The sequence below is a fragment of the Vibrio sp. YT-16 genome, assembly GCF_033337405.1.
GTDB classification, from domain to species: Bacteria; Pseudomonadota; Gammaproteobacteria; order Enterobacterales; family Vibrionaceae; genus Vibrio; species Vibrio alginolyticus.
This window is the reverse complement of sequence record NZ_JAWOQQ010000001.1, coordinates 477,026-498,196: the sequence shown is the minus strand read 5'-3', so window position 1 is coordinate 498,196 and position 21,171 is coordinate 477,026. Positions and strand designations below refer to the sequence as shown.

Annotated in this window: 18 protein-coding genes; 15 read left to right on the top strand and 3 right to left on the bottom strand. The window is 45.3% G+C overall.

Translation table 11 applies throughout. From position 1 onward, the window contains the following. The first annotated feature begins 31 nt into the window (after nt 1–31). The 15 genes from ispC to R7F07_RS02160 all read left to right on the top strand — a co-directional run bounded on the left by ispC (nt 32) and on the right by R7F07_RS02160 (nt 17,874). Nucleotides 32–1,237 (top strand): 1-deoxy-D-xylulose-5-phosphate reductoisomerase, encoded by a 1,206-nt coding sequence (gene ispC, locus R7F07_RS02230; RefSeq protein WP_005385353.1) that lies wholly within the window; start codon nt 32–34, stop codon nt 1,235–1,237. Then, a complete protein-coding gene (gene rseP, locus R7F07_RS02225) occupies nt 1,237–2,595 on the top strand; it encodes a sigma E protease regulator RseP (RefSeq protein ID WP_149191555.1) in 1,359 nt (452 codons plus the stop codon). The genes ispC and rseP overlap by 1 nt, the downstream gene beginning before the upstream one ends. A gap of 44 nt (nt 2,596–2,639) precedes the next feature. Further along, the gene (bamA, locus tag R7F07_RS02220) at nt 2,640–5,054 is read left to right on the top strand and encodes an outer membrane protein assembly factor BamA (protein ID WP_005391802.1); all 2,415 of its coding nucleotides are present in this window, start codon (nt 2,640–2,642) and stop codon (nt 5,052–5,054) included. A 13-nt stretch (nt 5,055–5,067) separates the two neighbouring features. Then, nucleotides 5,068–5,577 (top strand): OmpH family outer membrane protein, encoded by a 510-nt coding sequence (locus R7F07_RS02215; protein ID WP_005391804.1) that lies wholly within the window; start codon nt 5,068–5,070, stop codon nt 5,575–5,577. Between the two features lie 6 nt (nt 5,578–5,583). Continuing rightward, entirely contained in the window at nt 5,584–6,615 is a 1,032-nt protein-coding gene (lpxD, locus tag R7F07_RS02210) for a UDP-3-O-(3-hydroxymyristoyl)glucosamine N-acyltransferase (protein WP_171343218.1), read from the top strand. Between the two features lie 232 nt (nt 6,616–6,847). Further along, nucleotides 6,848–7,300, top strand: a complete 453-nt coding sequence (fabZ, locus tag R7F07_RS02205) for a 3-hydroxyacyl-ACP dehydratase FabZ (RefSeq protein WP_005380349.1) — start codon at nt 6,848–6,850, stop codon at nt 7,298–7,300. A 1-nt stretch (nt 7,301) separates the two neighbouring features. After that, a complete protein-coding gene (gene lpxA, locus R7F07_RS02200; RefSeq protein ID WP_005380357.1) occupies nt 7,302–8,090 on the top strand; it encodes an acyl-ACP--UDP-N-acetylglucosamine O-acyltransferase in 789 nt (262 codons plus the stop codon). A gap of 119 nt (nt 8,091–8,209) precedes the next feature. Continuing rightward, nucleotides 8,210–9,349, top strand: a complete 1,140-nt coding sequence (gene lpxB, locus R7F07_RS02195; protein ID WP_047102603.1) for a lipid-A-disaccharide synthase — start codon at nt 8,210–8,212, stop codon at nt 9,347–9,349. 9 nt (nt 9,350–9,358) lie between these two features. Beyond that, nucleotides 9,359–9,994: a ribonuclease HII gene (gene rnhB / locus R7F07_RS02190; RefSeq protein WP_005380361.1), complete on the top strand. Its 636-nt coding sequence runs from the start codon at nt 9,359–9,361 to the stop codon at nt 9,992–9,994. 81 nt (nt 9,995–10,075) lie between these two features. After that, entirely contained in the window at nt 10,076–13,555 is a 3,480-nt protein-coding gene (gene dnaE / locus R7F07_RS02185; protein WP_005385364.1) for a DNA polymerase III subunit alpha, read from the top strand. A gap of 46 nt (nt 13,556–13,601) precedes the next feature. Then, complete coding sequence (gene accA, locus R7F07_RS02180) at nt 13,602–14,561, top strand: acetyl-CoA carboxylase carboxyl transferase subunit alpha (protein WP_005380365.1); 960 nt, start codon at nt 13,602–13,604, stop codon at nt 14,559–14,561. Between the two features lie 106 nt (nt 14,562–14,667). Next, nucleotides 14,668–15,978 carry a tRNA lysidine(34) synthetase TilS gene (gene tilS / locus R7F07_RS02175; RefSeq protein ID WP_171343219.1) on the top strand — a complete coding sequence of 437 codons (1,311 nt, stop codon included), beginning with the start codon at nt 14,668–14,670 and terminating at the stop codon, nt 15,976–15,978. A gap of 70 nt (nt 15,979–16,048) precedes the next feature. Then, a complete protein-coding gene (locus R7F07_RS02170; RefSeq protein ID WP_017636043.1) occupies nt 16,049–16,363 on the top strand; it encodes a c-type cytochrome in 315 nt (104 codons plus the stop codon). 185 nt (nt 16,364–16,548) lie between these two features. Then, on the top strand, nt 16,549–16,887 hold the full coding sequence (gene glnB / locus R7F07_RS02165; protein ID WP_005380372.1) for a nitrogen regulatory protein P-II: 339 nt from the start codon (nt 16,549–16,551) through the stop codon (nt 16,885–16,887). A gap of 180 nt (nt 16,888–17,067) precedes the next feature. After that, entirely contained in the window at nt 17,068–17,874 is an 807-nt protein-coding gene (locus R7F07_RS02160) for an endonuclease/exonuclease/phosphatase family protein (protein ID WP_182038611.1), read from the top strand. A gap of 1 nt (nt 17,875) precedes the next feature. Here R7F07_RS02160 and R7F07_RS02155 read toward each other — a convergent pair whose 3' ends face one another. The 3 genes from R7F07_RS02155 to gloB form a co-directional block, all read right to left on the bottom strand. Beyond that, the gene (locus tag R7F07_RS02155; protein ID WP_005380375.1) at nt 17,876–18,562 is read right to left on the bottom strand and encodes a YIP1 family protein; all 687 of its coding nucleotides are present in this window, start codon (nt 18,560–18,562) and stop codon (nt 17,876–17,878) included. Beyond that, a complete protein-coding gene (locus tag R7F07_RS02150; RefSeq protein ID WP_017820746.1) occupies nt 18,559–20,142 on the bottom strand; it encodes a LysM peptidoglycan-binding domain-containing protein in 1,584 nt (527 codons plus the stop codon). Before R7F07_RS02150 ends, R7F07_RS02155 begins: the two co-directional genes overlap by 4 nt. 254 nt (nt 20,143–20,396) lie before the next feature. Next, nucleotides 20,397–21,155 (bottom strand): hydroxyacylglutathione hydrolase, encoded by a 759-nt coding sequence (gene gloB, locus R7F07_RS02145; protein WP_017636045.1) that lies wholly within the window; start codon nt 21,153–21,155, stop codon nt 20,397–20,399. Nucleotides 21,156–21,171 lie beyond the last annotated feature (16 nt).

The window sequence follows — 21,171 nt, the reverse complement described above, 5'->3', positions numbered from 1 at the left end:
TCGCTCCTGAGCTTTCTAACGGTCTTACAACATGCAAAAGTTAACGATTCTTGGTGCTACTGGATCAATTGGTGCAAGCACGCTTAAAGTGGTCGAACAAAACCCAGATCTGTTTTCTGTCGTTGCCTTAGCGGCAAGCACTAACGTTGAAAAGATGATCGGTCTATGTCGTCAGTGGCAACCTAAGTATGCGGTCATGGCAGATAAAGCTGCGGCGTCTCAACTTCAAGCTGAGCTACACTCGGTTTCGCCAGGTACCGAAGTGCTAGGTGGTGTTGATGCGCTATGCCATATTGCTTCGCTGGACGAGGTCGACAGTGTAATGGCTGCTATTGTAGGAGCAGCTGGCTTATTGCCTACCATGGCTGCCGTGAAAGCAGGTAAGCGAGTCTTGCTGGCAAATAAAGAAGCACTTGTAATGTCAGGCCAGCTATTTATTGATGCTGTAGAAGAATTTGGCGCAGAGCTACTTCCCGTCGACAGTGAACACAACGCCATTTTCCAATGTTTACCACAGCAAGTACAAACCAATCTAGGTCGTTGCAATTTACAAGAACATGGCATTTCTCATATTTTGTTGACTGGATCTGGTGGTCCTTTCCGTTACACTGACATCGCAGAACTGGAACAGGTGACACCCGCTCAGGCGATTGCTCATCCAAACTGGTCGATGGGGCCAAAAATTTCTGTTGACTCTGCCACGATGATGAATAAAGGCCTTGAGTATATCGAAGCTAAGTGGCTATTTAATGCTGCTCGCGAACAACTGAAGGTGGTTATTCATCCTCAATCGGTAATTCATTCTATGGTTCAGTATCGTGATGGTTCGGTCTTGGCACAAATGGGAGAAGCGGATATGGCGACGCCAATTGCGCTCACCATGTCATACCCGTCAAGAGTGGAAGCTGGGGTTAAGCCGCTAGACTTCACGAAAGTTGGTGAGCTGACGTTTTTGCAGCCTGATTTTGCTCGTTACCCATGTTTAAAACTCGCAATTGATGCCTGTTATGAAGGTCAACACGCAACAACAGCATTGAACGCAGCTAATGAAGTCGCTGTTGATGCATTTTTAAATAACAGACTAGGTTTTACCGATATTGCTCGCATCAATGAGTCTGTGTTGAATAAAATCAACGCAAGCTGCAAAGCTGAGAATGCGAATAGCTTGGAAAGCTTGCTCGAGCTAGATAGAATGGCACGAACTATTGCCCTAGAAACCATACGCGAGCGTAGCTGATGACTGGTATATTGTGGAATCTCATTTCTTTTATCGTCGCACTGGGCATTCTTGTTGCCGTGCACGAATTTGGGCATTTTTGGGTTGCTCGCCGTTGCGGCGTTAAAGTTGAAAAGTTTTCAATCGGTTTCGGCAAGTCTATTTGGAGTAAAGTAGGCAAAGACGGAACGGAGTACAGCATCTCAATGATCCCTCTCGGCGGCTATGTGAAAATGGTTGATAGCCGTGTCGATGAGGTGCCAGAACATGAGAAGCACCTAGCGTTTGATAAGAAGCCGTTATGGAAGCGAACCTCTATTGTTGCGGCTGGCCCCATCTTTAATTTTCTTTTCGCAATTTTTGCCTATTGGCTGGTATTTCTAATTGGTATCCCGGCTGTTAAGCCTGTAATTGGTGAAGTTACGCCCAATTCGATTGTTGCGGAAGCTGGAATTGAATCTGGAATGGAACTTAAATCGATATCTGGTATCAAAACTCCGGATTGGGAATCAGTAAATATGGGATTGATTTCTCATATTGGCAATGATTTGATGACGGTAACACTAACGTCAGCGAATGAAGTTGGTTCAGAAGTAACGAAAACGCTCGATTTACGTGAGTGGAAGTTCGACCCAGAAACTCAGTCAGCGATGCTGTCGTTAGGTTTTGCTCCGTATACACCGGAGGTGTATCGAGTTATCGAGCAGGTCTCGCAAGGTGGAGCGGCGGAAAAAGCCGGTGTGCTTCCAGGTGATGAGGTTGTCGCAATTGGTCAACAACGCGTAACCGAATGGAAGCAAGTGGTTGAAGCGGTTCGTTCTAATCCTGATACACCGCTTGAATTGACGGTGTTACGTCAGGGTTATGAGCAAACATTGACGCTGACGCCCGGTAGCCGTGAGCTCGCTAACAAAGAAGTCGTTGGTTTTGCAGGTATTGCACCTAAAGTCGCAGAATGGCCAGAAAGTTATCGCTTCGATCTTCAGTTTGGTGTATTCGAGTCAATAGGTAAAGCAGTAGACAAAACTGGCCAAGTCATTGGTTTGACAATCAGCATGCTTAAGAAGCTGATTGTTGGAGACGTTGGTCTGAATAATCTGAGTGGACCAATATCAATAGCCAAAGGCGCAGGCGCGACAGCAGATTATGGTTTGGTCTACTTTTTAGGTTTTCTCGCTCTAATTAGTGTTAACCTAGGTATTATTAACCTCGTTCCTTTACCAATGTTGGATGGCGGTCATTTGTTGTTTTTTGCAATTGAAGCAGTCATTCGACGTCCTGTTCCTGAGAAAGTGCAGGAAATGGGCTTTAGAATTGGTGGTGCGATCATCTTCTCGCTCATGGCGTTAGCGCTATTTAATGATTTTACTCGTCTGTGATAGTTCAGAGACAAAAGCAGTAGCAAGGAATAATTAGAACAAGTATGGCGATTAAGCGAATTCTATTTGCAAGTTTACTGGCGACCAGTGTATCTGCAAATGGAGCAGAGAACTTCGTAGTTCAAGATATTGAAATCGATGGATTGCAGCGTGTAGCACTGGGTGCTGCATTGTTGAAAATGCCTGTACGTGTCGGTGATACCATTGGCCAAGGCGATGTTGCAGAAATTATCCGCGCCCTGTATGCATCTGGTAACTTTGAAGATGTGAAAGTGTTGCGTGACGGTGGTGTTCTGATGGTTCAAGTCAAAGAACGTCCTACCATTGCAAGCATCTCTTTTTCAGGTAACAAAGCAATCAAGGACGAGCAGCTACAAGAAAACCTGAACGCGTCTGGCGTTCGTGAAGGTGAAGCGCTTGACCGCACCACGCTAAGCAACATTGAAAAAGGCTTAGAAGACTTTTACTACAGCGTAGGTAAATACAACGCAACAGTAAAAGCGGTGGTTACTCCACTACCACGTAATCGTTCTGACCTTAAGTTTGTCTTTACTGAAGGTGTGTCGGCAAAAATTCAGCAAATCAACTTTATCGGTAATGAAGTGTTCAGTGATGAAGAACTGCTTTCGCGCTTTAACTTAAATGTTGATGTGCCGTGGTGGAATTTCCTTTCTGATGAAAAGTATCAAAAGCAAGTCCTTGCAGGTGATATTGAAGCACTCAAATCATTCTACCTGGATCGTGGTTACTTAAAATTTAACGTTGATTCGACACAAGTTGCAATCTCTCCTGACAAGAAAGGGGTATACATTACTCTTGGTCTAGAAGAGGGCGAGGTTTACACCGTTAAGGACGTGAAGTTCCGTGGTGATTTGATTGGTGAGGAAGCGACGTTCGAAAGACTTGTGCCATTTGAAGACAATGAGACATACAACGGCTCGTTGGTTACTTCAATGGAAGAAGGAATTAAGCGTGTGCTTGGTGAGTCCGGTTATGCTTATCCTCAAGTGAACACCATTCCTGAGTTTGACGACGAGAATCAAGAAGTTTCTTTGGTCGTTAACGTAGATCCGGGTAACCGAATTTATGTTCGTGATATTCGCTTCACGGGTAATAACTCAACCAAAGATGAAGTCCTTCGTCGTGAAATGCGTCAGATGGAAGGCAGTTGGTTGAACTCGAAATCGATTGAAACGGGTAAAACTCGTCTAAATCGTTTGGGCTACTTTGAAAATGTTGAAGTACAGACGGTTCGAGTTCCTGGTAGTGATGATCAAGTTGACCTAGTTTACTCTGTCAAAGAAGCGAACTCTGGTAGCGTTAACTTCGGTGTTGGCTACGGTACAGAATCGGGTGTGAGCTTCCAGGTTGGCCTGCAACAAGATAACTTTATTGGTAGCGGTAACCGTGTTGGTATCAATGCGATGATGAATGACTACCAGAAAAACATCAGTCTAGATTACCGTGATCCGTACTGGAACTTAGACGGTGTAAGCTTAGGTGGTAAGGTTTTCTATAACGAATTTGAAGCGAAAGAAGCCAACATCGTTGACTATACCAACGAAAGCTATGGCGCGAGCTTAACGTGGGGCTTCCCATTCGATGAGTTGAACCGTTTTGAATTCGGTGTCGGTTATACGCACAACAAGATCGGTAACTTATCGCCTTACTTGCAGGTAGAGCAGTTCTTACGAGCACAAGCAGACAACATTGATTCTAGTGGGGCGTTGAACACAAACGACTTCGACTTCAATATCTCTTGGACACGTAATAACTTAAACCGTGGTTACTTCCCAACGGCAGGTAACCATCAGCGTGCATTCTATAAAATGACCGTACCTGGCTCTGACGTTCAATACTTCAAAATGCAGTACGATGTTCGCCAGTATGTGCCATTGACTAAAAAGCACGAGTTTACCCTCTTGTTCCGTGGCCGCTTAGGTTACGGTAATGGTTACGGTCAAACGGATGGTAACGATAACTTGTTCCCATTCTACGAAAACTACTACGCAGGTGGCTTTACATCGCTTCGTGGCTTTGGCTCAAACTCTGTTGGTCCTAAAGCGGTTTACCGTGATACATCTGGTTCAAACAATGGCGCAGATACAGCAACAGATGACTCTGTTGGTGGTAACGCCGTAGCGCTAGCAAGTGTTGAGTTGATTGTCCCAACACCATTTGCATCAGAAGAAGTGCAAAACCAAATTCGTACCAGTATCTTCTTTGATATGGCAAGTGTTTGGGATACGGAGTTTGACTACCGCGATTCAGGTGCGGAATATGGTGACCGTTACTACTACGATTACTCAGATCCAACCAACTACCGCTCTTCTTACGGTGCGGCGTTGCAGTGGATGTCTCCAATGGGGCCACTAGTCTTCTCACTAGCGAAACCAATTAAGAAATTTGATGGCGATGATGAAGAGTTCTTCACATTCACTATCGGTAGAACTTTCTAAAGAGGAAAATATTTTGAATAAAATGATCAAAGCGGCTGGGATTGGCCTTCTTGTACTGAGCTCTTCAATGTTTGCAAATGCGGCAGAAGCTGCACAGAAAATTGCTTACGTAAATACAGCTCAAGTTTTTCAAGCTCTTCCTCAACGTGAAGTTGTACTACAAAAAATGCAGAAAGACTTCAAAAGCAAAGCTGATGAACTGAAGTCAATCCAAGCACAAGCTAAAACAAAGATTGAGAAGCTACAACGTGACGGCGAGCTTTTGGGTCAAGACGAAGTTGAAAAGCTACGTATCGATATCGCGAAGCTAGACAGCGAGTACAAAGTGAAAGCACAAGCACTTGAAAAAGCAAGTGCGCGTCGTGAAGCTGAAGAAAAAGCGAAGCTTTTCAAAACGATTCAAGATGCAGTTAAGAAAGTCGCAGACAAAAATGGTTACGATCTTGTGATTGATATCTCTGCTTTGCAGTACGGCAAGCCAGAATACAATATTTCTGAAGACGTAATTAAAGCTCTAAAATAAGAAGTTATGAAGACATTAACATTAGCCGAATTGGCGACAATTACCGGGGGTGAGCTGTTTGGTGACGAGTCTCTCGTTGTAAGCCGTGTTGCTCCAATGGATAAAGCACAAGAAGGTGACGTAACCTTCTTGTCTAACCCAAAATACGCAAAACACCTTTCTGAGTGCCAAGCTACCGTTGTTATGGTAAAGGCTGAGCATAAAGATCAATGCGTTGGAAGTGCGCTAGTGGTTTCAGACCCTTATGTCGCATTTGCTCGTGTGGTCCAAGCGATGGATACCACACCAACACCGGCAGACGATATTGCACCAAGTGCTGTGATTGCCGCTGACGTTAAGATGGGTGAGAACGTTACAATCGGCGCTAATGCTGTGATTGAAACGGGCGTAGAACTCGGCGATAACGTAAGCGTTGGCGCTGGTTGTTTTATCGGTAAGAACGCCAAGCTAGGGAATAACACCAAGCTTTGGGCTAATGTCACTATCTACCATGAAGTGTCATTGGGTGATGACTGTCTCGTTCAATCGGGTACCGTCATTGGCTCTGATGGCTTTGGTTACGCTAATGACAAAGGTGAGTGGATTAAAATTCCTCAGCTTGGTTCAGTGCGTATCGGTAACCGCGTTGAGATTGGTGCTTGTACTACGATTGACCGCGGTGCACTCGAAGATACTATCATTGAAGACAATGTCATTCTGGATAACCAACTTCAAATCGCGCACAACGTGCAGATCGGATATGGTACCGTGATGCCTGGTGGTACTATTGTCGCAGGCAGTACAAAAATTGGTAAGTACTGCCAGATTGGCGGCGCGTCTGTTCTGAATGGCCATATCACTATCGCAGATGGTGTGGCGATTACAGGTATGGGCATGGTAATGCGCAGTATCGAAGAAAAAGGCCTTTACTCATCAGGTATTCCACTACAAACGAACAGAGAGTGGCGTAAGACCGCAACTCGAGTTCACCGTATTGATGAGATGAATAAGCGCCTAAAAGCGGTTGAAAAACAGCTGGAACAGAAAGAAGAAATTTAGAACAAGTTATCTTTCGCTCTGTATTTAACACGAAGGCTAACAAGCTCTAGTTCCATATTCTGTACGAAGACTCGCGAAATGCGGGTCTTTTTCTTCTATAATGACGCGCTCTAAGTAGATTTAACTCCAAGATGGTGCGTATTTTGCTAGTATATTGCAAAGCGATTCGGCTTTACGACCTGTTGCCACGTTTGCCATCTTGGCGGCAAAAAATTGATATAGGAAGACGACTTTGACTACTGAAAAGAAAACGATGAACATCTCTGAAATTCAAGAGCTACTACCTCATCGCTACCCATTCTTATTGATCGACCGAGTGATAGACTTCCAAGAAGAGAAGTACCTTCACGCGATTAAAAACGTGTCGGTTAACGAACCTCAGTTCACAGGTCACTTTCCTCAACTACCAGTATTCCCAGGTGTTTTGATTTTAGAAGCAATGGCTCAGGCAACAGGCTTACTTGCATTTAAATCATTTGGTGCACCAACAGAAAATGAACTGTACTACTTTGCAAGCGTAGACGGCGCGAAATTCCGTAAACCAGTGGTTCCGGGCGACCAATTGGTTATTGAGGTAGAATTTCTGAAAGAACGTCGTGGCATTGCTGCATTTAGCGGTGTAGCAAAAGTTGACGGCGAAGTAGTATGTTCTGCAGAACTGAAGTGTGCTCGTCGAGAGTTTTAATATGATTCATGAAACCGCTAAAATCCACCCGGCAGCGGTGGTAGAAGAGGGCGCCAAAATTGGTGCTAACGTAACAGTAGGTCCTTTTACGTACATCACCTCTACGGTTGAAATTGGTGAAGGCACAGAAGTGATGTCTCACGTTGTGATCAAAGGTCACACAACTATTGGCAAAGATAACCGTATTTTCCCACATGCTGTCATTGGTGAAGAAAACCAAGACAAAAAATACGGTGGTGAAGACACAACTGTGGTTATCGGTGATCGTAACGTCATTCGTGAAGCGGTCCAAGTTCATCGCGGCACAGTGCAAGACAAAGCAACCACGATCATTGGTGATGACAACTTATTATGTGTGAATGCACACGTTGCGCACGATGTTGTTATTGGTAACCATACTCATATCGGTAATAACTCGATTCTTGGTGGTCACGTTACAGTTGATGATTATGCCGGTGTGATGGCACTGTCTGCGATTCATCCGTTTTGTACAGTGGGCGCTTACGCTTACATTGGCGGCTGTTCAGCTGTGGTGCAAGATGTCCCAGCTTATGTACTCGCGCAAGGTAACCACGCTACTCCATTCGGCTTGAACCTTGTTGGCTTGAAGCGTAATGGCTTTGAGAAACCAGAGATTCGTGCGCTACAAAAAGCGTATAAAGAAATCTACCGTTCAGGTAAGACGCTAGAAGAAGTGAAGCCTATTCTAGCTGAAATGGCTCAAGAGTGGCCAGCAGTGAAGCGTTTCTCAGATATTCTGGAAACGACGGAACGTGGCATTATTCGTTAATTGGCGAATGAACCAATAAATAAAAAGATCGTGACCGAATTTGAGGTTACGATCTTTTTGTGTTTTATGGATAAGGCAAACCGTTATCCATAGCGCACAGGAAAAATAGCGAAGTAGATATGGAAAGACCATTACGTATTGGCATCATTGCCGGAGAATTGTCTGGCGATACGCTAGGTGAAGGCTTTATCAAAGCAGTAAAGCAACAATATCCAGACGCAGAGTTCGTAGGCATTGGCGGTCCGAAAATGATAGCCCAAGGTTGCGAGTCTCTGTTTGATATGGAAGAGCTTGCGGTGATGGGATTAGTCGAGGTTTTAGGCCGCTTACCGAGACTTCTTAAAGTGAAAGCTGAGCTCGTTCAGTATTTTACTCAGAATCCGCCTGATGTTTTCATCGGGATCGATGCTCCTGACTTCAACTTACGCCTGGAGCTTGACCTCAAGCAAGCGGGCATTAAAACCGTTCATTACGTGAGTCCGTCTGTTTGGGCTTGGCGTCAGAAGCGCATCTTTAAAATAGAAGCGGCAACGAACTTGGTACTAGCATTTCTTCCGTTTGAGAAAGCGTTCTACGACAAATTTAATGTACCTTGCGAGTTCATTGGTCATACCTTGGCTGATGCCATCCCACTAGAATCAGAACAAGCGCCTGCACGTGAGTTGCTTGGTTTAGAACAAGATAAAAAGTGGCTTGCTGTCCTGCCAGGCAGTCGTGGTAGCGAGTTAAAAATGCTCTCAGAGCCATTTATTGAAACCTGCAAGTTACTCCATAAAAAATTTCCAGAACTGGGGTTTGTTGTCGCGCTTGTTAATCAAAAACGCCGTGAGCAGTTTGAACAAGCATGGAAAGTGCTCGCACCAGAATTAGACTTCAAGTTAGTTGATGACACCGCACGCAACGTCATCACCGCATCCGATGCCGTGATGCTGGCCTCCGGTACCGTAGCGTTGGAGTGTATGCTTCTCAAGCGTCCAATGGTGGTGGGTTATCGTGTGAATGCATTTACTGCTTTTTTAGCTAAACGTCTATTGAAAACGAAGTATGTGTCATTGCCGAATATCTTGGCGGATGATGAGCTCGTCAAAGAATATCTACAAGATGAGTGCACACCAGACAATTTGTTTACTGAGGTTTCTCGCTTATTGGAAAGCGACAATAAACCGATGTTAGATAAGTTTACGGAAATGCATCATTGGATTCGTAAAGATGCGGACCAACAAGCCGCAAACGCGGTTCTAAAACTGATTGAGAAATAGAGATTTATCATGGCTGTTAAACCAAAAGCGACCAAAACCAAAGTTGAACTCCCTCCGTTTGAATATCCGCAAGGTTATCAGCTTGTGGCCGGAGTCGACGAGGTAGGACGCGGCCCTTTGGTAGGAGACGTCGTCACCGCTGCGGTTATCCTTGATCCTAACAATCCTATTGAAGGGTTGAACGATTCGAAAAAATTGACCGAAAAGAAACGCATGGCGCTGCTTCCTGAAATCAAAGAAAAAGCATTGGCGTGGGCGGTCGGGCGTTGTTCTCCTGAAGAAATCGATCAACTGAATATTTTGCAGGCGACTATGGTTGCGATGCAGCGTGCAGTGGCGGGGTTACAGGTTCAACCTGATTTGGTGTTGATTGATGGTAACCGTTGTCCGGAGCTGCCTATGGATGCTCAAGCTGTAGTAAAAGGCGATCTACGTGTTGCCGAAATCAGTGCGGCTTCAATTATTGCCAAAGTCGTGCGTGACCAAGAGATGGAAGAGTTGGATAAACTTCATCCACAATTTGGCTTCGCGAAGCACAAAGGTTACCCAACTAAAGCGCACTTTGAAGCGATTGAGCAACACGGAGTGATCAGTGAACACCGCAAGAGTTTCAAGCCAGTAAAAAAAGCGTTAGGCATAGAATAATCAAACGATCTAATTGGTGTTATAAACCCAACCTCTTTAGGTTAGAATCCCCAACAAAATAGAGTTACACGGTACCTGTTAATGTCAGATCCCAAATTCATCCACCTGCGTGTTCATAGTGACTTCTCGATGGTGGATGGCCTCAACAAAGTTCCGCCAATCGTAAAGAAAGTTGCTGAGCTCGGTATGCCCGCAATGGCGTTGACCGACTTTACCAACCTATGTGGTTTGGTGAAGTTTTACGGTACGGCGCATGGCAGTGGTGTTAAACCGATCATTGGTGCTGACTTTAAAATGCAGTCGGACGAGTTTGGTGAAGAGCTGACACAAGTGACTTTGCTTGCGGCGGATAATGTAGGTTATAAGAACCTGACGTTATTGATATCAAAAGCGTACTTACGTGGACATGTTCAACACCACCCAGTGATTGACAAAGCCTGGTTGGCTGAAATGTCTGAAGGCCTGATTGTATTATCCGGCGGTAAAAGCGGGGAAATTGGTCGCGGCCTTTTGAAAGGCAACCGTCAAATAGTGCAAGGGTGTGTTGATTTCTATAAACAGCATTTTCCAGATCGCTTTTATCTTGAGCTACTTCGTACCGGTCGTCCAGATGAAGAAACTTATCTTCACTTTGCGGTTGAATTGGCAGAGCAGCAGGACTTGCCAGTAGTGGCGACCAATGAAGTTGTATTCCTGAGTCCAGACCTATTTGATGCTCATGAAATACGCGTAGCGATTCACGATGGTTACACATTAGAAGATCCGCGTAGGCCAAAAAACTACAGTCCGCAGCAATATCTTCGTACAGAAGAAGAAATGTGTGAGCTGTTTGCTGATATTCCTGAAGCGTTAGAAAACAGTGTCGAGATAGCGAAGCGTTGTAACGTGACTGTGCGCTTAGGTGAGTACTTCCTACCAGCTTTCCCAACCGAAGGGATGAAAGAGACTGAGTTCCTAGTCATGAAATCCCGAGAGGGGTTGGAAGAGCGTTTAGAGTTCCTATTTCCAGATGAGGAAGAGAGAAAACGTCGCCGCCCTGAATATGATGAACGTCTTCAGATAGAGCTAGATGTTATCAACCAAATGGGATTTCCTGGTTACTTCTTGATCGTAATGGAGTTCATCCAGTGGTCAAAAGATAATGGAATTCCTGTAGGTCCTGGACGTGGTTCCGGTGCTGGTTCTTTGGTGGCTTACGCACTAAAAATCACCGATCTGGATCCACTAGAATATGACTTGCTGTTCGAACGTTTCTTGAACCCAGAACGTGTTTCGATGCCCGATTTCGACGTCGATTTCTGTATGGATAAACGTGACCAGGTTATTGACCACGTTGCGGAAATGTACGGTCGCGACGCGGTATCTCAGATCATCACGTTTGGTACCATGGCGGCAAAAGCGGTAATCCGTGACGTTGGCCGCGTATTGGGCCACCCATTTGGTTTTGTTGATCGTATTTCAAAGCTGATCCCGCCCGATCCAGGCATGACGCTAGATAAAGCGTTTAAAGCTGAACCTGCACTACCTGAATTGTATGAGGCCGATGAGGAAGTTAAAGAACTCATCGACATGTGTCATATTTTGGAAGGCTGTACGCGAAACGCCGGTAAACACGCTGGTGGTGTTGTAATTTCACCTACAACAATTACCGATTTTGCGCCAATTTATGCAGACGCTGAAGGTCACTTTCCGGTTACTCAATTTGATAAAAACGATGTTGAGACCGCTGGCCTAGTTAAGTTTGACTTCTTGGGTTTACGTACCTTAACCATTATTGACTGGGCGTTAGGACTGATTAACCCACGCCTAGAGCGAGAAGGGAAAGAACCGGTTCAAATTGAATCCATACCGTTAGAAGACCCTGCCTCTTTCCGTTTGTTGCAAAACTCTGAAACGACAGCAGTATTCCAGCTTGAATCTCGAGGCATGAAAGAGCTGATCAAACGACTTCAGCCAGACTGTTTCGAAGACATTATCGCATTGGTAGCACTCTTCCGTCCGGGTCCTTTGCAATCGGGCATGGTAGATAACTTTATCGACCGTAAACATGGTCGAGAAGCGATCTCTTATCCAGATGAAAAGTGGCAACACGAGTCGCTAAAAGAGACGCTTGATCCAACCTACGGCATCATCCTGTACCAAGAGCAGGTAATGCAGATTGCGCAGATCTTAGCGGGTTATACGCTAGGTGGTGCGGACATGCTTCGTCGTGCAATGGGTAAGAAAAAGCCAGAAGAGATGGCAAAACAACGTGCTATCTTTGAAGAAGGTGCGATAAAGAACGGTATCGATGGCGAGTTGGCGATGAAAATCTTCGACTTGGTAGAAAAGTTCGCCGGTTATGGTTTTAACAAATCGCACTCTGCTGCTTATGCATTGGTTTCTTATCAAACTCTTTGGCTGAAAACACATTATCCTGCCGAATTTATGGCTGCGGTAATGACAGCCGATATGGATAACACGGAAAAAGTCGTTGGCTTGGTCGATGAGTGTTTCCGTATGAAGCTTACCGTGCTGCCACCAGACATCAACTCTGGCCTATATCGCTTTAATGTTGATGAAAATGGCGCAATTGTTTACGGTATTGGTGCGATAAAAGGGGTTGGTGAGGGCCCTATCGATGCGATTCTTGAGGCGAGAAATAAAGGTGGTCACTTTAAAGACCTATTTGATTTCTGTGCTCGAGTTGATCTAAAACGCGTCAATAAACGAGTGATAGAGAAGCTGATTTACGCGGGCGCGTTGGATCGACTAGGCCCACACCGCGCGGCGATGATGGCGTCACTCAATGATGCGGTAAAAGCAGCAAGTCAACATCACCAAGCTGAGGCGTTTGGTCAAACGGATATGTTTGGTGTGCTGACGGATGCACCTGAAGAAGTAGAGCATAAGTATACGCAGGTTCCGCCTTGGCCAGAAAAAGTGTGGTTAGAGGGCGAGCGTGATACCCTAGGCCTATATTTGACAGGGCACCCAATTAACGCCTACGTAAAGGAACTAAACAAATACACCAGTTGTCGACTAAAAGACGCAACGCCCACTCGCCGCGATCAATCTGTCACGGTAGCCGGCCTGGTTATTGCCGCTCGTGTAATGACGACCAAGCGTGGTACACGAATTGGTATTATGACACTGGATGACCGAAGTGGTCGTATGGAAGTGATGTTGTTCTCAGATGCGCTGGATCGATACGCTGAACTTCTCGAAAAAGACAGAATTTTGGTCGTTTCTGGACAGGTCAGCTTTGATGACTTCAACGGTGGCCTTAAAATGTCGGCGCGTGAAGTTATGGATCTTGGCAGTGCGCGCGAGAAATACGCTCGTGGTTTGTCGGTATCGATAGATGCAAATCAGATCAATGATCAGTTTTTTGAGCAGTTCAGCCGTATTTTAGAACCGCACAAAGCCGGAACCGTACCCGTCAATGTATACTACCAGCGTGCCGACGCCAGAGCGCGGTTAACATTGGGCACCGAGTGGCGAGTAACGCCAAGTGATACATTACTCGACGATTTAAAACAGTTACTTGGCAAAAGCCAGGTAGAACTCGAATTTAACTAAAAATTCAGCGCAATATGTTAGACGCTGAGTAAACAAGGATTCATAGATGAGCCTAAACTTTCTTGAATTTGAAAAGCCAATTGCAGAACTAGAAGCGAAAATTGAAGCATTACGTGATGTCTCTCGTCACGGTGGTGATTCTGCGATTGACCTGGATAAAGAAATCGAACAGCTTGAGAAGAAAAGCTTAGAGCTGAAGAAAAAAACCTTCAGCGACCTAGGTGCATGGGAAACAGCTCAACTGGCTCGTCACCCACTACGTCCTTACACGCTGGATTACATCCAACACGCTTTTGAGGAGTTTGATGAATTAGCGGGTGACCGCGCGTTTGCAGACGACAAAGCGATTGTGGGTGGCATGGCTCGCCTTGAAGGCCGCCCTGTGATGATCATTGGTCACCAAAAAGGTCGTGAGACCAAAGAAAAGGTGAAACGTAACTTTGGTATGCCGAAACCAGAAGGTTACCGTAAAGCGCTACGTTTGATGGAAATGGCAGAGCGTTTCAACATGCCGATTATCACATTTATCGACACGGCTGGCGCGTATCCAGGTGTGGGCGCAGAAGAGCGTGGTCAATCTGAAGCTATCGCGAAAAACCTAAAAGTGATGTCTGGTCTTAAAGTGCCAGTAATCTGTAACGTTGTTGGTGAAGGCGGTTCTGGTGGTGCACTAGCAATCGGTGTAGGCGACTACGTGAACATGCTTCAGTACTCTACGTACTCAGTAATTTCTCCTGAAGGTTGTGCTTCAATCTTATGGCGTGATTCAGACAAAGCGCCACAAGCGGCAGAGGCAATGGGTCTAACTGCTCCGCGTCTTAAAGAGCTTGAACTGATCGACGAAATCATTGAAGAGCCACTAGGCGGCGCTCATCGCGATCATGTTCAAATGGCAGCGAATATGAAAGCGACACTACTTCGTCAGCTAGAAGATCTAGAACAACTGGATGAAGAGACGCTACGTGAGCGTCGTTACCAGCGTCTAATGAGCTACGGTTACTGTTAATTTCGGTGATTGCTGTTAAGCGTTAGCTGATATCTCAATTGATAACAGTTAAAATAGAAAGGGTTGGATGAGAGTCCAGCCCTTTTTTGCATCTATCGGATCGTTTATGGAATCGCTTTACCTGCATTTTGCTCAAGTTCTCGGCCGCTACTATCAATTAGGCACTAAGGTTGTCTTGGCGTTTAGCGGAGGAGTGGATTCACGTCTTTTACTCGAATTACTCAGTCGCTACCAACAAGCGCATTCGATAGAGTGTCACGCTGTGTATGTGCACCATGGTTTAAGCTCGAATGCCGATAATTGGGCCGATAAATGCTTACTTTGGGCACAACAAGTGGGGATATCTTGCTCGATTGAGCGAGTGAGCTTAGACATCAGCAATGGTGAAAGTATTGAACTTCTTGCTCGTGAAGCTCGCTACCAAGCCTTAACTAAGTACATTCAAGAAGGCGATATACTGTTGACTGGTCAACATGCCGACGATCAAATAGAGACTTTTCTCCTTGCTCTTAAGCGCGGTAGCGGGCCAAAAGGGTTATCTTCGATGGCGGAGAGTATGCCGTTTTCTTGCGGATCTCTAGTTCGACCATTGCTTACTATCAAGCGGAAGACCATCGAAGACGCCGCTACTAAATTAGGCTTGGAGTGGGTGGAAGACGAAAGCAATCAAGATACCCGTTATGATCGTAACTTTCTTCGTCATTGTGTTATTCCTGAATTGTCTGGTCGTTGGCCGAGTATCCATCAAGCGGTTCAGCGCAGTGCAAACTTATGTGCTCAACAAGAAGCGCTATTGGATGAACTATTGAGCGCGGTGTTTGAACGCGCTTTACAAACGGATCTAAGTTTGAGTATTGAAGAACTGGCTAAGCACAGTGGATTAGCGCGTGCGCGCTTGATTCGTATGTGGCTGTCTAAGCTTAATACTAGTATGCCGACTCAGGTACAACTCAATCTTATCTGGAATGAAGTGGCATTAGCTCAGCAAGATGCCAACCCCAAACTACAACTTAAACAAGGTGAAGTGCGCCGTTTTCGAAATCGTCTCTATTGGGTAACGGAAACGGCTGATGTCACTAAGTGGCAAAGTACGATTCAAGTTGATACCGTTTTATCGCTTCCAGAGCGGCTAGGGGAGCTGACCTTAACGACGAGTTCTAGCAACGCAACGATTGCGCTTCCGAGTCAGCCAGAATTGCTTCGCGTGACCTTTAATCCGGAAGGCTTATCAGCGCATCCAACCACGCGTAATCACAGTCGAAAACTGAAGAAGTTATTCCAAGAATACAATGTGCCAAGCTGGCTGCGTCGTCAAATTCCGATTTTAATGTACCAAGACCGAGTCGTTGCTGTGGCAGATCTGTTCGTTGATCAGGCGTTTAATGGTCAAGATTGTGAACTTATTTGGCGCAGGTAATGAAAATTCATGCCACAATGTCGATTATAAAATATAAAAATCCTTAAATAATAATTGATTAGGTGAAGCAATGAAGAAAACAATCATGGGTGCAATGGTGGCGTTAACCATGTTCAGTGGGCAGGCTCTAGCTGCGGGAGATGCTGCAGCAGGTCAAGCAAAGTCGGGAGTATGCGCGGCGTGTCATGGCGCTGATGGTATTGCTGTCATTCCGGGTTACCCAAATCTGAAAGGGCAAAATGAGCAATATATTATCAGTTCAATTAAAGCTTATAAAAATAAAGAGCGAACAGGTGGGCTTGCTGCTGTGATGCAAGCTCAAGCTTCATTGTTGTCTGATGAAGATATCGCTAATCTAGCGGCTTACTACGCAAGTTTGAAGTAAACGCGAGTCTGAAAAAGCTTGGACGATTGGGCATGAGCAGTCCTCATTGGGTTTTATCAACTCACGATATTCGCTATGTTAATTTGCTCAGCCTGGATTTTCGCTGGTGGATCAGAGACAAACATTGAATGTTGCGAAACGCTAAACGATAATAAGCGCAATCGATTGAAGCTTAAGGGATGAACATGAAAAAAATTGAAGCGATTATCAAGCCATTTAAACTGGATGATGTTCGAGAAGCGCTAGCTGAAGTTGGCATTACAGGGATGACCGTCTCTGAAGTGAAAGGCTTTGGTCGCCAAAAAGGTCACACCGAGCTTTACCGTGGTGCAGAGTACATGGTGGACTTTCTACCTAAAGTGAAGCTCGAAATCGTTGTAACGGAAGATGTGGCTGATAAATGCGTAGAGACAATCATTGAAACCGCGCAAACTGGTAAGATTGGTGATGGTAAAATATTCGTCACTGATATTGAGCGTGTGGTTCGTATTCGTACTGGTGAAGAAGACGAAGACGCGATCTAAGGTTTCTTGTCACTTGTTTCGTATTTATTATGCTAAAAGGGAGCCAAGTGGCTCCTTTTTTGTTGTTTGCTTATTAGTGAAATCATTTAACCCGAGATTTGTTGTTCTAGATTTCGGGTGCCTACATTCAGGTTTGTCGTATGTTTAAGCGTTTTTTTTTTGGCGTTAGCTTTTCTCGTAATGGCGGTATTGGTTGGCTTCCAGGTTATTTTCACCGTACCAGATCAGCCGCAAATTATTACTCAAACAGGTACCGAGCTGACACAAGATATCAGGTGCATCGAATTTAGCGATTCAAAAGCTCTCGATCATGACGGCAAAATCAATGTGCTTGTCTGGAATATCTACAAACAGAACCGGGCTAATTGGCAACGTGCACTCGATGAGTTTTCTGCTGATAAGCAGTTACTGTTATTGCAAGAAGCCAGCATGACACCATCATTTAAACAGTGGTTGGTGGATGGTCGCTGGGTTAGTAATCAAGTGAGTGCTTTTAAGGCGCTGGGTAGCGGTGCCGGTGTAATTAGTATTGCTCAAGGGCAACCAGAAAAAGCCTGCGCTTACACCTCTAAAGAGCCGTGGCTTCGCTTACCTAAGTCTGCATTATATAGCCAGTATCACTTGAGTAATGGCGAGAAACTCGCAGTGGTGAATGTACATGCAATTAACTTCACCGTGGGTACAAAAGAGTATGTATCTCAGTTAACGGCGCTTGAAATGCTTTTAAAGCATCATGTGGGGCCAATTCTATTTGCTGGAGACTTCAATAGCTGGAGTGAATCTCGCGTTAATGCGATGAGGCAGGCCTTAAAGGCTGCGGACTTACAAGAGGTGACGTTCTTGCCGGATCATCGAGTCCAATTTATAACAGGGTTACCACTGGACCATGTGTTTTACCGAGGTCTGACGCTTAAGTACGCAAAAGCGCCGCAGAGCGACGCTTCCGATCATAACCCATTGTTATTGTCATTTACGTTAAATAACTAGCTTAGGTTACCACAATATAAAGTGCCCAAATAACGTAGAAGAATACCCATGGCAGGCTTGCTATCACCAAAGCTTGGCCACGTTCAAACTCCGTCCACGTCAGTACAACGCCGTAGCCGAGCACAATGTACCAAGGCAGAAGCAAAGGTAACGAGCTAGCGAAATGAGACCATTCGTTAGTAAGAGGCAGCTTTAATAGACCATTGAGGCTATTTAAATCGGCAGCGTAAGTCATTACCTGACCATGCTTGAGTAGCAAGCTCGCGTAGCTTGCTACATCGCCCAATACTGCTGGGAATAAGATAGCACACGATGCGGCAAACCATTTCCAGTAACCGTATTGTTGTTTGCTTGCCTTTGTTGCAAGAAAGAACCAAAGCGCGAGCAATAGTAAGGTGGCAAAGCGGTTGAATACATCATTGATGATCGCGCTTGCCATTAGCGTGTTTGGTTCTAATAGCTCAATCTGCTTCGGGTCGATTTGCTGAAATTGCGCAGCAAGTTGGTCACTGAGCCACGTGAAATCGACATTCGAAAAGTAAGCACCCCAGAATAAAAACGGACTAAGCATCAGGAAGATGAACGGTTGCCATCCCCATCCACCGCGTTGATAAAGCGCAAGAAAACAAGATGTTGGAGAACGAAAAATGTCCAACAGCATCACAAGTGGATTGCTTGATGGGTTCATACACTTACCTTCGTTACGTCAACGTACAACTTAAGCTTTTGACCTGGTTGTAAGTATTTTTTCTTGTGTAGCGAGTTCCATTTCACGATGTCGTTCGTTTTTACTTTGAACTTGCTTGCAATGCCGCTAATGGTGTCGCCAGAGCGAACGTTGTAGAAAACGGTACGGATCACAGAACCTTTGTCTGAGTCTTTCCAAATCACTAGCTTTTGACCCACACGCAATGGATCTTTAGGGCCCATACCATTCCATTTAGCTAACGATTTATACGACACTTTATTGTTACGTGCGATTGACCACAAACTTTCTCCAGACTGAACGACATGGGTGAGCTTGAGTTGACCACGAGCACGAGATTGAGTCTTGTTTAATCGGTTTTGTGCCGTTAATGCGTATTTTGCATCGTCTTTTGTTGATGTCGGAATCAACAGGTATTGACCAATACGAATATTGTTATTCGATAGGCCGTTGGCACGTCGAATGACTTTCGTGGTTGTGCCGTATTTATTAGCTAGCACGCTTAAAGAGTCGCCAGATTTCACCTTGTAGCGAGCGACCTTCATCCCTTTACCGCGATTTTTCTCCACCTTGGTGAGAAAAGTCTCTTTTTTCTCTACGGGAATCAAAAGTTGGTGCGGCCCCTCAGGCGCTGTCGACCACTGGTTGTATGCTGGGTTGTAACTCTGCAACTCTTTTACGCTAATGCCGGCATAATCTGCGGCAATAGCCAGATCTAACTGCTCTTCTGGATCAACAAGCGTTAGAACAGGCTTGTTTGGAATTGCAGGAATATTAAGTCCGTACTTGTCTTGGTTTGCGATAACGTCAGCCAAGGCCAATAGCTTAGGAACGTAACTGCTGGTCTCTTTTGGTAAGTCTAATGAGAAGAAATCGATAGGTTTACCGAGCTTTTTATTCTTACGAATTGCGCTAGAAACTCGGCCTCCACCGCTGTTATAAGCGGCGATTGCATGTTCCCAGTTACCATCAAAACGCTCGTTTAGTTGTACTAGGTAGTCCAGCGCTGCATCCGTTGCTGCTGCCACATCTCTGCGACCGTCATACCAGTAGTTTTGCTCTAATCCCATCATTTTTCCGGTGCCTGGGACAAATTGCCACAACCCAGCCGCGCTACCATGTGAGTAGGCAAAGGCATCGAATGAACTTTCCACTACAGGAAGTAATGCAAGCTCCATTGGGAGTCCGCGCTCTTCGATACGTTTTGTGATCATGTATAGAAAAGGAGTCGCACGCTTAGATACCGTGTAAAGGTGATTTGGGTGCTTTAAATACCACGTACGGTAGTAGTCCACTTTCTTGTGGTTTGGGATATCCATGTCCAGCTGCATGGCGATACGTTGCCACACATCTTCTTGTTCTTGGGGGGAGAGAACTTTAGGCGCGTCGTTAGCGGATTTTTTTGCTAGTGACGATTTATTGCCCGGTTGAGCTTTTACTGCATTTTGCTTTGCAGTCTGCTCAGATTTATTGGTTTCTGGTGTAGAAGACGTTGAATCTGACTGAGTCAATTGACAGCCAGATAATAACAACGCCAACGCCCAAGTATACTTCAAACGCATGGATTCAGCCTATTTAGGGCCTGTTTATCTTCACCTGCCTGTCGCGCAACGTAATGTGCGTGGCAGTCGCAAGATAATAGACATCTTTTAAACACTAACTAATTTATAGAGGCAAAGAGCTTCTAATTATGCAATGGGGAGAAATTCAAATAGATTTATATCAACCCCAAACGTAAGAGAAGCGCCAGTGGCGCTTCTCGAAAAATCAGCCCCTGATAATACTGGGGTCTTGCAAACTTACAAGCAGAAAATGGTTAAAATTCGTTCTTCCACTCGCGTAAAGCAGTAAAAACCGAGCATGGATCGCTATTTTTAATGCGACTAGCAACAGATTGAACCACGTCAGGGTTAGAGGTTCGCAAGAACGGATTAATCCACTTTTCTTTGCGTATTGTTGTTGGAAGTGTCGGAATGTTGAGTGCTCGCAGTCGGTTTACATCGTCGCGATATTGGCGAAGTTGCTCATTGTCAGGTTCAACCGCTAGAGCAAACGCCACGTTACTCGCCGTGTATTCATGTGCGCAGAAGACTTGAGTTTCTTCTGGTAGAGACGTTAGTTTACTCAGTGATTCAAACATTTGCTCAGGCGTACCTTCAAAAATACGACCACAGCCAGCGGAAAAGAGCACATCACCGCAAAACAGTTTTCCGTCTCCAACGTAACCGATATGGCCCAAAGTATGACCGGGTAACCCAAGTACTAAGAAAATCTCACCAAACAACTCCAGCTTGTCGCCTTCTTCCATTGGTGTCGTTAGGGTTGGAATTGGCTCTGATTTTGGGCCCACAACGGCGACGTCAGGAAATGCACGCACTAAGTCTGGAACGCCACCAATGTGATCGTTGTGGTGGTGCGTAATTAAAATCGCTTCTAAAGTTAATTCGTTAGCCTGCAGAAATTCTAATACTGGCTTCGCATCGCCCGGATCAACGACTGCGCAGCGCTTATCGCTATTTTGTATCAGCCAGATGTAATTATCATTAAATGCGGGTATGCTTTTGATCTCTAACACGATTCGTTCTCCGTCA